Origin of the sequence: Gulosibacter macacae, assembly GCF_003865375.1 — a bacterium.
Classification (GTDB): domain Bacteria; phylum Actinomycetota; class Actinomycetes; order Actinomycetales; family Microbacteriaceae; genus Gulosibacter; species Gulosibacter macacae.
Genome location: NZ_RQVS01000002.1, coordinates 23,339 through 36,669, shown reverse-complemented (window position 1 = coordinate 36,669; position 13,331 = coordinate 23,339). Strand labels below are relative to the sequence as shown.

Sequence of the window (13,331 nt, the reverse complement as noted above, 5' to 3'; positions counted from 1 at the left end):
AGTGGTGGCCAGGTGTCTTCGAGAGTAACGGCGCAACCCCCGCATCAGGCCATCTGTTCGCCGTCGGCGTGACCTTCGGGCGAGCGGGTTCGCCGAGCGCGATTTTTCAGGCGAAATGGATGCGGTTAGGGCCGCGGCGGGTGCTCGCCATTGACCGTGCAGTGCTCGCTATTTGTGGCACCGCCACGCCGATCGGGGTTGAGCACGCTGATCCAGGTGGCGCCGAGCTCGTTGCTCAGGCGCGGCCACTGCGTGTCCGAGTTGAACTCGCATCCGTGCACGTCGAACCAGAGGTGGAAGTTGCCGCCATCGGTGAGCGGGCTCGAGAGGAGATCGACCCCGTACGGATCTGCAGTGCGTGATTCGAGCAGGCGCAACAACTCGTGAAGCTGGCCGTACGCATCTGTCTTCGCGAATGCATCCTCGGCCTTGGCGGTTTCGAGGCTGTCCATGGCGTCGTCGAACACAACAATCTGCACGAGGAGCGGAGTCGTCGCCGAGTCATCTCGGCGAACCTCGATGCTCGCGAGGCCTGGCACTTGCGCAAAGAGGTCGGCAGTGTCGGCGTCGGCGCGCATCCGGTCGCGCTCGGGGAAGTTCGGCCCGACGTATTCGGCCTTCGTGCTCGTCGCGAGATCGAGCACATCCCACTGCCCGGCGGCAGCGCCCGGGTCGGGCACGTTCGCGAGGGCACCGATGAGCTCACCGCGATCTTCGCGATTGAGCCCATTCGGCAGGTCGAGCAGCACATAGCGTGACGGATCGGCCGTCGTGGTGGCGCTCACGCCGGAGTAGGCGGCGACCGCAGTGGGCTGGTAGCTCCGCACCGAGACAGCCTCGGCGCCGGTGCGCACGAGCGCGAGCCAGTAGTTCAGCTGGCTGGTGAGCTGGTCATCGCTGACGCCTGCGAAATAGGAGTAGTTCGACTTCTCAAGCGTGAGTTGTGGTGCCGCCGATTCATAGCCGCCGTCATCGGCAAGCGAGGTGAATCGCACGACGAGCGCGCCGATCTTCTCAAGGTCTTCGGGCGACACATCGCCGTTGAGCAACACGTCGAGCGCCACGTAGTGGCGCGATTCGACCACCTCGAGGTTGGCCTCGCTCACCCCGGACGTCTGCCGCAACTCGCTCATCGCGATCTCGAACACGCTCGGGTTCGCGCTCGGCGAGGGACCTGTCGGCGAGCAGGCGGTAAGACTTGCGAGCAGGATGAGCACTGCGACGACCGTGATCGGTGCGCGCATACTCATCCCCCTTTATTCGCGTGTTCACCACGGTAAAACGCGAATTTCAGGGGTTGCTGTGGCTTCGCCGAACGACGCTCAGAAATGGATGCGCACAGTATGGCAGTGCGCGCGCTTACGCCTCGGCGTCGCGCTTTTTCGCGAAGGCCTCGCGCTCTTCGCGCTCGACGCGCGCGCGGTCACGGCGGGTCTTGCGGTCAGCGTTGATGGCGCCGTACAGGATGAGGCCGAACAGCGCACCAATGATGATGGTCGGGGTAATCGACCACAGCGCGTTGAGCCACCAGTCTTCAATCATGATCAGTCCAGTGTACGCGGCCGCGGCGCGGAGGTCACGGGTGTGGCTGCGTGGGTGTGAGGTGACGCGCGGCCTACTTGACGAGCGGGAAAAGCACCGTTTCGCGGATGCCGAGCCCCGTCAGCGCCATCAGCAGGCGGTCGACGCCCATGCCCATACCACCTGCCGGCGGCATGCCATGTTCGAGTGCGGTGAGGAATTCCTCATCCACGCGCATAGCTTCGACATCACCGCGCGCGCCCTCGCGAGCCTGCTCGACGAAGCGCTCGCGCTGGTCGACCGGGTCGATGAGCTCCGAATATCCAGTGGCAAGCTCGAAGCCGCGCACGTAGAGGTCCCACTTTTCAACGCATCCGGGCTTGGTGCGGTGCGCGGCCGTGAGCGGCGAGGTTTCGACGGGGAAGTCCATCACGAACGTCGGGCCGACGAGTGAGTCCTTCACGAAGTGTTCCCAGAGCTCTTCGATGAGCTTGCCGTGGTTCGGCAGGTGTACCTCGACGCCCTCGCGATCGGCGAGCGCCTTGAGGTCAGCAACCGAGGTCTCGGGGGTGATGGTGATGCCGGCGGCCTCCGAGAGCGACTCGTACATCGAGATGCGCGGCCACTCGCCGCCGAGATCGAACTCGGTGCCGTCGTGCCAGGTGACAACGGCGCTACCGTCCTTCGAGACGGCCTTCGCCGCGTTCTGCACGAGCTCCTGCGTGAGGTCTGCGATCGTGTTGTAGTCGCCGTACGCCATATACGACTCGAGCATCGCGAACTCGGGCGAGTGCGTTGAGTCGGCGCCCTCGTTGCGGAAGTTGCGGTTGATCTCAAAGACACGCTCGAGACCACCAACGAGTGCCCGCTTGAGGTAAAGCTCGGGAGCAATGCGCAGGTAGAGCTCGGTGTCGAAGGCATTCGAATGCGTGATGAACGGGCGTGCAGCGGCGCCACCGTGCAGCGTCTGAAGCATTGGTGTCTCCACCTCGACAAAGCCGTGGGCGGCGAAGGTCGCGCGCATCGAGGCGTTCGTCTTCGCCCGAGTGAGTACCATTTCGCGGGCGGCGGGGCGGGCGATGAGGTCGAGGTAGCGCTGGCGCACGCGAGTTTCTTCGCTGAGTTCGCTGTGCAGGTTCGGTAGCGGGCGCAGCGCCTTCGACGCCATCCGCCACTCGTCAACCATCGCCGACAGCTCGCCGCGGCGCGAGGTAATGACCTCGCCGTGCACGAAGATCTGGTCACCGAGGTCGACGAATTCCTTCCACTTCGCGAGCGACTGCTCGCCGACGCCCGCGAGCGACACCATCACCTGGATGCGCGAGCCGTCGCCCGCCTGAATCGCCGCGAAGCAGAGCTTGCCGGTATTGCGCAGGTGCACCACGCGACCCGCGAGCCCGACGATCTTGCCGGTCTGGGTGTCGGCCTCGAGGCCCTGGTTGTCGGCGACGACCTCAGCGATCGTGGTGGTGATCGGCACGTCGAGGGGGTAGGGAGCGTGGCCCTCTGCGAGCATCCGGTCGCGCTTCTCGCGACGCACCTGCTGCTGCTCTGAGGCCTCTGCTTCGGTGAGTTCGGTCTGCGCTGCGCCAACAGGCTGCTCGGTGGCCATGTGCCTGCTCCTTTAGTTCTCGTTGCCGCCGACCCGCACGGGTCGATTGTCGATAAGTCTCGTGGTGCCGAGGCGTGCCGCCGTGAGCGCGATCGCATCGCCCGTGAAGGCGTCGTCGACCGGCGCGAACGTCGCGGCATCGACGAGCACCAAATAGTCAACGATAGTCGCCTCGTCGGCTTCGTACACCTTGCGGCCAGCGGCGAGCGCTGCTTGAGCACCTTCGTGGGCGTTGGCTTCAACCGCTTCGAGTGCGCGGTTGAGCACGGTGGCGCGCTCGCGCGTCTCGCCTTCGAGATAGCGATTCCGGCTCGAGCGGGCGAGGCCGTCGGGCTCTCGCACGATGGGAGCGCCGACGATCTCAACCGGGATATTGAGGTCGCGGGTCATGCGGCGGATGAGCGCAAGCTGCTGCGCATCCTTTTCGCCAAAGACCGCGAAGTCGGGTGCTGTGATGAGGAAGAGCTTGGCGACGATCGTGAGCACGCCGTCGAAGTGCGAGGGGCGAAACTCGCCCTCGAGGATGCGGCCCGCTTCACCTGCTGACACGATCGTGGTGCTCGGCCAGGTGGGATACATCTGTTCGGTCGTGGGGTTAAAGCAGAAGTCGACGCCCTCTTGTTCGAGGAGCTTGACATCGTCGTCGAAGGGACGCGGGTAACGGTCGAAGTCTTCGTTGGGCCCGAATTGCAGCGGGTTCACGAATACCGACACGATGACGGTGTCGGCGTGCTGTTTGGCCAGGCGCACGAGCGAGAGGTGGCCGTCGTGCAGGGCGCCCATCGTGGGCACGAGCGCGATACGGCCGCGGTCCGCGAGCGCTGCGCGAGTCTCGTTGACAGTGGTGAGGATGCGCACCGGATGAGCGTATCGTGCCGCGTGCCATGTGGAACCGCGCGCGTGCCAAATGGAACTGAAAGCGTGCCTTTTGGAACCAGCATTCACACCACCGCGCAGGAAACCCCTGGTCACGCATCCCGTTGAAGATCCTGTGCGCGATGGCGCGATCCATTCGGAACCGCGAATGTTCCACTTGGCACACCTACCGCACCACCTGTGGAAACCAATTGATCCACAAGCCCGCCCTCATCACACTGTGTTGTCCGCGCGATCGTGCATCCTGCCCGCATGACAACGCCGCTCAACGCACTGTTGCAACGTAATCACGGAGTCCTTACCACCGCGGGCCTACTCCAACACGGATGGTCCAAGCGACAGATCGCCAGCGCCCTTGCCACCGATCAGCTCGAATGTGTTCGCCGCGGCTACTACATTGCGGCTGGCTCTACACCCACTGATGCGGGTGTGGCAGCTCTGGCGGGCGGATCGCTTTCCTGCGTGAATGCACTCTCTGCGCACAAACTCTGGGTTCCACATGGTGTGCACGGTCGACACTTTCGGCTTACCAAGAAGCAGGCGACGCTTTGGCCAGACAGTGTCGTACGAGCACGTTTCGGTCGAGCCAGCGACACCGTGCACGTGTTGCCAGGCAAGTGGCTCAACCGCATCGAAGGTGCGATTGATCCCATCCCCACGGCACTCGTAACAGCCAGCCGTTGTATCTCGAACGAAGATGCGATTGCCGCTATTGAGTCCGCGATGAAAAAGAAAGTTCTCGATCTCGAAACATTTCGCGTGCAGGCGGCTCAAGCCCCGCCCCCAATCAACGAGTTGCTCGCCCAGGTGCAGCCAGGTGCCGATTCAGGGCTCGAAACGATTGTGCGACTTCGCCTGCTCGCGGCGGGTTTGCCCGTGCGCGCACAGGTGGATCTTGCGGGCTGGTCTCGCGACCTGCTCATTGGTGAGTGGCTGGTCGTCGAAATTGATGGATTCGAGTTTCACTCAACGCGCGATGCGATGAATCGCGATGTCAGCAAAGATCGACACCTCACCCTCAGCGGGTACACCTTTCTGCGGTTCACCTATGAAGACGTGATCTACCGGTGGGATGCGTGCTTGGCGCAGGTGCTCGCGGCAGTTGCGGCAGGATGGCATCTCCGACCACGTGCCTAATCGTGCCGAACGGAACCGTCGGCGTGCCGAACGGAACCCAGTCACGGAGGATGAGGGCGATGCCTCGCGCGAAACTCCTGATAGCCCACGCGACCGGCTTCCTACAGGCACACTTTAAGTTCCAAATGGCACGTACGCAGTTCCACTCGTCACACCGGCGGCGGCTCGAGCGGCGGCGGCGTCGGCTGCGCCTCCGCGAGGGCATTGTCCGCGGCAGAGCGCACGAGGCTCGAGAGCACGAATCCGGGCTGGTCGACGCCAATGCCTGCGAGCAACGCCGTGACCTGCTGCACGATCGAACGCGTGAACGAGGTAGCGGTATCAATCGCCTCGGCATAGGTCGCGCGATCTTGTTCGGCGATCACGACCGGCTCAGCACCGAGCTCAACGACGAGCGCCTGCGCAATCGGCAGCACCGGTCGCGGTGCGGTCACTCCGCACCAGCCCTCGCGCAAGCGCACGAGGTCGATCGAGGTTCCGGTCACGTCAATGGCCGGATGAATCGCGAGCGGAATCACGCCCTGGTCGAGCGCCGGGCCGAGTAGTGCCGTACCAAATTCAGCGCAGTGGTGCACGACGAGTTGGCCCGGTACCCACATGCGCGCCTCGGTAAGTTCGCGGATGCGTTGCTCAAGTCGATCTGCCGGCTCGGCAAGCACCACGAGTTCACTGCGCTCAATAACTTGCTCGGCCGAAAGCCGCTGTGAAAATGGCAACATCGCCTCAGCACGGTCTGCGGCGAGGCCCTCGGAGACAGCAATGCCGATCAGCGCGTGTCCGGCTCCGGCGAGCCCGGCCGCAAACACCGGACCGAAGGGATCATCCCCGACGACGCCGACGCCGAGGCGACCGTCGCGCTGTGCGGCGCTCACTGTTGGTCCACCGGTGGAGTTGCTTGCGGCGGCTGCGGGGCTTGCCCGCCCTGCGGAGCCGGCTGACCCGGCTGACCCGGCTGACCTGGCTGCGCCGACTGACCCTGCTGCGACCGCATCCACTCTTCCTCGGCGCGCAACACCCACAGCGCGCGCGGATCAGGCTGCTCGCCGCGACTGCGCGCGTCATCCACCTGCATGCGCGCCGAGTTGACCGTGAGCCGGGCTTGCGCCTCGCGCCACCGGTGCGAGGTGTCGGCCTGCGCCGCCGCAATCGCCAATTGTTCGACGCGATCATGCAACTCGATCGCACCCTCAGCATCCACGAGCGGAAGTCGATGCGATACCTGCCCCTGCACGATGTCGGGCCCCAGCGTCACCACGCGCGCGGCACGACGCAGCGGACCGGTCGTCATCGTGACCCCCTGCATCCGCTCGCCCGGAATGATCGCGAGCCGACGAATGAGCCAACCGCTGCGCAGATACATGACCCCGCGGTCGATCGCGTAGCCGAGGCGGCGGAAGGCGAGCGGCTTGAGCCACCACGCGCGGCCCGGTGCTGCCACAAACTCGGGACGACGTCCCGAAGCCATGCCCGCTTCAATGAGATTCGGCGTCACCGCACTTTGGTGCATCGGCAGGGCAAGCGCGAGCACGCGTTGCACATCGGTCAGTGTGCCCACCGGCAGGAGCGTCTGCCGAGACAAGGCGTTGGAGTTCTCGCCGTTGTTGCTCGTGTTGGTCGGCATCTGCAGGTCGGCTCGGCTCACGGTGACCGAGTACCACTTGAACGGTCGCCACAGAATCGACTGGTTGATTTGCACGGCATGGATACGGCCCGGCGCCACGGTGTCGCTCGTCTTGTTGAGTACACCCTTGCCAATGCGCAGGCCATCCTGTGTGCCAGCGATCGTGTACTGCAGCGTCGAAAGCAGCGAACCGAGCATCCCGAAAAACCCGGCGATCGCGGTCATGAGCAGGGTGAGGCCCATGGTCCAGCCGAAGACGAGATCCGTTTCAATGCGGGCATCCGGTGCGACTGAGGCTTGCACAGCCGCGATAATTGCCCAGGTCGCGCCCATGACGAGCATGATGATGCCGAGCACGAGGCCGAGCGTGAGCGCGGTCGATCCGACAATTCGGGCCGGGGCAACGCGTACCACCGCATGCTCGGGCATCTGCGGGCCATCGTTGATGTCAGAGATATCGAGGATCGCGGCATCGATGAAGTCAGCCAGCACTCGGCGCGGCCGTTGCGGTGCGGCGGCCGGTTGCGGCCCGGGTGCATGTTGGGGGGCCGGCATCCCGCCCGGGTGCGCCGTCGGCACCGTGGCGCTCGGATGCATCGGCGACGCACTCGGCAGCGATTGCGCACCTGCCTGCACGCGCGCCTGTCGAGCACCGGATGCACGGCGCAAGATCTCAGCGCGCAGTGCCTCGGCGTCGTCTCGCTTGATGTACATCAGCTTGATGTCGCTATCGGCGCCAGCGCCGGCGGTCTCAAGTTGGGTGAGTCCGAAGAATCGTGCGCCGATGGGCCGGTTCAGGTTGACCGATTGCAGGCGGTCGAGGCGCACCTGGCGATGCTGCTTGAACAGCACGCCCTGACGCATCTCAAAGATGTCGTCGCCGAGTCGGAACGTGGCGAACCGATAACTCAGGAACGGCCAGCCAGCAGCGAGCACCGCGACGAGGAGCATGCCGACGATCACAATCACCGGCGCCCCGAGCGATGCGCGGCCGCGTGAGTCGAACGGTTCTGCGAGGAGCGCGGCGAGAATCATCGGCGCGCCGATTGCCAGCGTGGTTCCGATGATGGCGATGAGAATCGGGATGGCCGTCGACCACGGCGTCATTGGGCTGAGCCGGTGCCATTCGCCGTCGGCGAGTGACGAGACCGGGCCGTGGCGTCCAGGCTGGCGTTGCTGAGCGGGCTGCTGTTGCGCTGGCCGCGGCTGGTACCCGGGCGGCGGTTGTTGCCCGGGGAACTGTTGCTGGCCCGGGGACGGCTGACCCGAGTGTTGCTGCCCGGGGTGTTGCTGGTAGCCAGGTGACGGTTGCTGGCCTGGAAACGGTTGTTGCCCCGGCGACTGCTGACCAGAGGGTGACTGGTAGCCAGGCTGCAGCTCCTGCGGCTGGCTCGGAGGCTCTTGCCCCGGCCCGGGCGGCGGCGGCACGGGACCACCCGGAGGCATCTGCCCCGGCGGCGGCGTGTGCGCGGGCTTCGGCGGCCATCCGGGCGTCAACCCACGCCCTTGAAACGGCTGTTGCGGTGGTTGCGCCATTAGAGTCCGGCCCGTCGAGTCTCAGCAACACGGATGAGGTGGTCACGCAACTGCTCCGCCTCAGCTTCCGGCAACCCGGGAACGAGCACCTGCGACATGGGAGCGGCGGTCATGGTCCGCAGGGCCGAGAGTCCGAGCATCCGGTCAATTGGGCCACGACGCACGTCAATCATCTGCAGGCGACCGTAGGGCACCGCGACCAAGCGGCTGAAGAAGAGGCCGCGGCGAAAGAGCAGATCGTCCTGGCGCAGGGCATAGCCAATCGCGCGCGTGCGTTGCACCACGTAGGTAAGCGGGATCGCCGTGAGCAGCGCCGGAATCGCGCCCATGAGCCACCACATCCCCGGGATAAATGAGAGCGCAACCGCAATGGCCGCCCACACGAGCACGCCGATGATGATCGTCACGACCTCGCGCATCACAAACTTTGGCGAAACCCGATGCCACTGGATGTTCGGGTGGTCGAACTGATTCATGGCACTCCCTGGTCGCCCTACTGTTCGCGCACAGTTTAGCAAGCGACGATCGCGAAGCCCCTGGTGAGCCGCCGCCCTGCCGGTTGTTCGCGTCACCTAGGATGCTCGAATCCACCCCTCAAGCGAAAACGGGCTCTTGTGAACATTGCGGTCTTTGGTCTTGGTTACGTCGGTCTCGCAAGTGCGGTGCTCCTCAGCGAGCGGCACACGGTCAAGGCCGTCGACCTCAACGCCGAGCGCGTCGCCGCGGTGAACGCGCGCATCTCGCCACTGGTTGATTCCGAGCTCATCGACTACCTCGCATCCAAGCCGCTTGACCTCACCGCGACGACCGACGCGAAGGAGGGACTTGAGGGCGCTGACTACGCGATCATCGCGACGCCGACCGACTACAACACTGACTCGGGATACTTCGACACCCGCAGTGTCGAGTCGGTGCTCGCGAGCATTGCGCGGCTGTCGCCTTCGACCGTCGCGGTGATTAAGTCGACCGTGCCGGTGGGCTTCACGCAGCGCATGGCTGAGCGGTTCCCGCAGCTCACGATCCTGTTTAGCCCCGAGTTCTTGCGCGAGGGTCGCGCGCTCTACGACAATCTGCACCCGAGCCGCATCATCGTCGCCGGTGACGAGGCGAAGTCGCGCGAGTTTGCGGGGTTACTTGCCGAAGCATCCTTGGATGCGGACCCGACCGTGCTCGTGACCGGTACCGTCGAGGCCGAGGCCATCAAGCTCTTTTCGAACACGTATCTCGCGATGCGCGTGGCCTACTTCAATGAGCTCGACACCTTTGCGGCGCAGCACGGGCTGGATGCGGCGTCAATCGTCAACGGGGTCTCGCTCGATCCGCGCATCGGCCAGCACTACAACAATCCGAGCTTCGGCTACGGCGGCTACTGCCTGCCGAAGGACACGAAGCAGCTGCTGGCGAACTACGACGGCGTGCCGCAGACGCTGATCAGCGCGATTGTCGAGTCGAACGATGTGCGCATGGACTTCATCGCGAAGGATATTCTCGCGAAGAAGCCACGCGTCGTTGGTGTGTACCGGCTCGCGATGAAGTCGGGTTCGGATAACTTCCGCTCATCGTCGATTCAGGTGATCATGAACCACCTGGCCGCGGCCGGCACTGAGATCATCCTGTTTGAGCCGAGTGCGCGCGCCGAAGATTTCCCGGGCATTGAGCTCGTGGATGATCGGGATGCGTTCATCTCGCGCGCCGACGTCATCATCGCCAACCGCATGAGCGCCGAGCTCGAGGATGCGGCGGAGAAGGTGTACAGCCGGGATATCTATGGCCGCGATTAGGCGGCCGTTCGAAGACGCAGCGGCCGCGATTAGGCGCTAAATCGGCTCATCGAGGTTTTCGCGCGTTTCTTTGCGCGATGTACGAAGGGCGATGATGCCGTAGGTCGCCCAACCAACCACGAGCGGCCCCACGACCAGAATCCACCAGGGGAACGGGGGACTGCTGCACGGATAGGTGACAGTTCTTAGTCACGCCGCCAGTGCGACGGCCGTGTTCATGATGGTCTCGAACTCGATGGGCGTCAAACGGCCAAGGCGCGCCTGCCGCCGACGCCGGTGGTAGGTCCGTTCGATCCAGGTGACCATCGCGATGCGCAGCTGGTCGCGAGTGGTCCAGGTGCGGCGGTTGAGGACGTTCTTCTGGAGCAGCGCGAAGAAGGATTCCATAGCCGCGTTGTCCCCGCTTGAGCCGATGCGACCCATGGATCCGACCATGCGATAACGGGCCAGGGCGCGGAGCATCTTCCGGCTGCGGAACTGAGATCCCCGGTCTGAGTGAACCACGCAGCCGGCGACGTCGCCGCGCATCGCGACGGCGTTCTCGAGCGCCTGAACGGCCAGTCGCGACTTCATCCGCGAGTCGATCGAGTACCCGACGATCCGACCGGAGAACACGTGGCGGTTTCAGAGAGCCAGCGCAACACCTTCTCTAGGAGGTCGTTATGGCAGTTTCATGGGATCAACGCCGCATCGCGTATTCAATGCTACTTTCAGGCTCGTCAGCACAAACAACAGCGAAACACTTCAACGTGAATACCGGTGCGGTCGTCGAGTGGGCCAGGCTTGCAGGCATGATCATTCGAATGGGCGCTCGGGGCGGTATCGAACCAGTGAAAGACTCTGATACCCAAAGAACTCAGCCTTCTCGGGCGTATCGACGACTCACACGTGACGACAGGACCTTCATCGAGATGGCGATCAATAGCTCGCCCGCATGGTCTTTACGTGCGATTGCAGTACATTTGGCTGTCGCTGTGTCGACGGTGTCTCGGGAAATACGACGGCACCGGGTCGAGACGGGGCGCGGATACGGCCCTGCCCGTGAGTTCAAGTATCACTCAGGGGTCGCCCATCATCGTACGATGCAAGCCAGACGCAAAGGTCGTGCTGGCAAGCTTGACCATGGTGATCTCCGCGGTCTTGTTATTGCGGCACTCAATGAGAAATACTCCCCGCAGCAAGTTGCGGGAAGATTGCGTATGCAGTTTCCTGACAGACCAGATCGGCAAATATCTCACGAGACGATCTACCAAGCACTCTATGTGCAGGGCAAGGGCGCGCTTCGGCATGAGTTGACAGTGGTGAAAGCCCTACGTTCGGGTCGAAATCGAAGAATACCTGCGTCGCGGTTACCTGCGCGTGGGGAACGTCCCTGGCTCGAGGGAGCACGGATATCTGACCGTCCTGCCATTGTCTCTGATCGTGCTGTGCCTGGGCATTGGGAAGGGGACTTGGTAGTTGGGCCTGGGAACTCAGGGCTTGTGACTCTTGTGGAACGGACAACGAGATTCGCCTTAATCGGTCGTCTGCCCGGCACGCGGGTCTTGAAGACTGTGATCGATGTGCTCCGCCAACAAATCGAGCAGTTACCGGCACGGCTCCGGCAAACACTGACCTGGGATCAAGGTCAAGAGATGTCTAGGCATCGCGAGTTCACTGTAGCGACGGGCTGCCCGGTGTTCTTTTGTGATCCGCATTCCCCGTGGCAGCGGGGGTCAAACGAAAACCTCAATGGTCTCATTCGTGATTACTATCCCAAGGGAACTGATTTCAATACGGTCAGTGATGCAGAGATTCAGGCAGTCGTGGTCCAGCTCAATAATCGGCCGCGTAAGACTCTCGGTTTCTACACGCCGCGTGAGAAGATGGACGAACTTATTCACGGTGTTGCGCTGGCTCTCTGAAACCACCCGTCCTTGATCGCGCAGAGGTAGAGCTTGCCCTCGGCGGTCTTGTGCTCAGTGATGTCCGTCAGCCACAGTTCGTTCGGCGCGTCGGCGGTGAACACGTGTCGGGTCCGGCCGTGCTCGTCTACGACGGCGCAGAGGTCGTCGTGCACGGGAGGCCCCGGCTTCCGGTGCTTGCCGCGCTTGGGCTTCCCGAACGCGCTGAACCAGCCGTTCGCTGAGGCGATCCGCCACGCGGTGCGGTCCGACATCGCCTCACCGTGATCGCGGGCCTCGTCGGCGAGCAGCCGATGTCCGAACTCGGGGTCATCCTTGTGCGCGTCGAACAGCGCGTTCGCGCGATACGCCTCCACCACCTCGCTCTCGGTGATGGGGTCCGCCAGCCACCGGTAGTAGGGCTGGCGGGAGAGCTTGAGCACCCGACACGTCACCGTCACAGGGATCCCTGCGGCGGCGAGCTCCGTAACGAGCGGGTAGAGCCTTTTCCCGGCAGGTTCGCCTGCGACAGATACGCCGCCGCCCGACGCAGCACCTCGTTCTCCTGCTCGAGCAACCGGATCCGCTTGCGCGCTTCGCGCAGCTCGGCCGCCTCGGAGAGGGTCGTTCCGGGCGCAGCGCCGGTTTCGACCTTGGCGCGGTGGAGCCACTTCTGCAGCGTCATCGGGTGAACACCGAAGTCTTTCGCGATCTGCTCGATCGTGACTCCAGGCTCGCGGTTCTGAGCGACGCGCACCACGTCGTCACGGAACTCGCTCGGGTAAGGCTTGGGCACAGCAACATCCTTCCAGGCCGCCCTCCCGGGCAAGCCAGCTCAGATGTCACCTACTCGTGCAGCAGTCCCGGTCGATGGTGCCGTCGATGTCGAACTCTGTCCCGAACACGTTCGGCCCCGTTGTCTGAGCCTGCGCCGGCTCGGCCGGGGCTGCGATCGAGGTGAACCCGACCCCAAGGACTAGCGCTGCGATTGCACCGAAGACCGGCCATTTCTTGGCACGTGGGCCCAGTGATTCATACACCCGAGATCTAACAGCCATTGTCTTCGTCTCCAACGCCGCGCCCGGCAAGACTTAGATGAATACTGGACACCAACAACCGTCATCGGTTGCTATGTTTGGACAGCGTACATGACTTCAACAGCGATGTCTTTATGCGCATCCAACTTAAGCGGGCGTCTATCAGACATTCTGGATCGTCCACAAATGACGCCCTCACAGGTGGATTTCAGGCGTCACCTGCAGAAACCACGCATCAGCGTGGTATTAGACGCGGCCGCGATTCACCGAAAGTTCACCAAACTTCTCTTGGCGAACTGCGTGCACAAATGATTCAGCACATCCGTG

At 63.6% G+C, this 13,331-nt stretch carries 12 protein-coding genes and 1 pseudogene; 3 read left to right on the top strand and 10 right to left on the bottom strand.

Annotation, left to right across the window (positions count from 1 at the left end):
• Nucleotides 1–125: 125 nt before the first annotated feature.
• From EG850_RS01755 to panC, 4 genes are all read right to left on the bottom strand, one after another.
• Nucleotides 126–1,244 carry a hypothetical protein gene (locus EG850_RS01755; RefSeq protein ID WP_124969239.1) on the bottom strand — a complete coding sequence of 373 codons (1,119 nt, stop codon included), beginning with the start codon at nt 1,242–1,244 and terminating at the stop codon, nt 126–128.
• 115 nt (nt 1,245–1,359) lie between these two features.
• Nucleotides 1,360–1,542 carry a hypothetical protein gene (locus tag EG850_RS01750; RefSeq protein WP_235829170.1) on the bottom strand — a complete coding sequence of 61 codons (183 nt, stop codon included), beginning with the start codon at nt 1,540–1,542 and terminating at the stop codon, nt 1,360–1,362.
• 73 nt (nt 1,543–1,615) lie between these two features.
• Nucleotides 1,616–3,133: a lysine--tRNA ligase gene (gene lysS, locus EG850_RS01745; RefSeq protein WP_124969237.1), complete on the bottom strand. Its 1,518-nt coding sequence runs from the start codon at nt 3,131–3,133 to the stop codon at nt 1,616–1,618.
• A gap of 12 nt (nt 3,134–3,145) precedes the next feature.
• Nucleotides 3,146–3,991 carry a pantoate--beta-alanine ligase gene (gene panC / locus EG850_RS01740; protein ID WP_235829169.1) on the bottom strand — a complete coding sequence of 282 codons (846 nt, stop codon included), beginning with the start codon at nt 3,989–3,991 and terminating at the stop codon, nt 3,146–3,148.
• A 741-nt stretch (nt 3,992–4,732) separates the two neighbouring features.
• On the opposite strand from panC, the gene EG850_RS13205 reads away from it, so the two are divergent.
• Complete coding sequence (locus EG850_RS13205) at nt 4,733–5,146, top strand: endonuclease domain-containing protein (protein ID WP_185714902.1); 414 nt, start codon at nt 4,733–4,735, stop codon at nt 5,144–5,146.
• A 149-nt stretch (nt 5,147–5,295) separates the two neighbouring features.
• Here the strand turns inward: EG850_RS13205 and EG850_RS01730 are convergent, their stop codons facing one another.
• Genes EG850_RS01730 through EG850_RS01720 form a run of 3 tightly spaced genes read right to left on the bottom strand, consistent with a single transcriptional unit; the run spans nt 5,296 to nt 8,779 of the window.
• Nucleotides 5,296–6,018: a DUF2520 domain-containing protein gene (locus tag EG850_RS01730; protein WP_124969233.1), complete on the bottom strand. Its 723-nt coding sequence runs from the start codon at nt 6,016–6,018 to the stop codon at nt 5,296–5,298.
• Entirely contained in the window at nt 6,015–8,303 is a 2,289-nt protein-coding gene (locus EG850_RS01725; protein ID WP_124969231.1) for a PH domain-containing protein, read from the bottom strand. The genes EG850_RS01730 and EG850_RS01725 overlap by 4 nt, the downstream gene beginning before the upstream one ends.
• Nucleotides 8,303–8,779: a PH domain-containing protein gene (locus EG850_RS01720; protein ID WP_124969229.1), complete on the bottom strand. Its 477-nt coding sequence runs from the start codon at nt 8,777–8,779 to the stop codon at nt 8,303–8,305. The genes EG850_RS01725 and EG850_RS01720 overlap by 1 nt, the downstream gene beginning before the upstream one ends.
• Before the next feature lie 138 nt (nt 8,780–8,917).
• On the opposite strand from EG850_RS01720, the gene EG850_RS01715 reads away from it, so the two are divergent.
• Complete coding sequence (locus EG850_RS01715) at nt 8,918–10,084, top strand: nucleotide sugar dehydrogenase (protein WP_124969227.1); 1,167 nt, start codon at nt 8,918–8,920, stop codon at nt 10,082–10,084.
• A 189-nt stretch (nt 10,085–10,273) separates the two neighbouring features.
• Here the strand turns inward: EG850_RS01715 and EG850_RS01710 are convergent.
• Nucleotides 10,274–10,705 (bottom strand): annotated as a pseudogene (locus tag EG850_RS01710) (transposase); the annotation flags it as partial.
• Nucleotides 10,706–10,746: 41 nt separating this feature from the next.
• Here EG850_RS01710 and EG850_RS01705 point away from each other — a divergent pair.
• The gene (locus tag EG850_RS01705; RefSeq protein WP_214609490.1) at nt 10,747–11,988 is read left to right on the top strand and encodes an IS30 family transposase; all 1,242 of its coding nucleotides are present in this window, start codon (nt 10,747–10,749) and stop codon (nt 11,986–11,988) included.
• On the opposite strand, the gene EG850_RS13385 is transcribed toward EG850_RS01705, so the two are convergent.
• Nucleotides 11,964–12,410, bottom strand: coding sequence for a hypothetical protein (locus tag EG850_RS13385; protein WP_214609489.1), 447 nt, complete (start codon nt 12,408–12,410; stop codon nt 11,964–11,966). The genes EG850_RS01705 and EG850_RS13385 overlap by 25 nt on opposite strands.
• 14 nt (nt 12,411–12,424) lie before the next feature.
• Complete coding sequence (locus EG850_RS13380; RefSeq protein ID WP_214609488.1) at nt 12,425–12,763, bottom strand: transposase; 339 nt, start codon at nt 12,761–12,763, stop codon at nt 12,425–12,427.
• Nucleotides 12,764–13,331 lie beyond the last annotated feature (568 nt).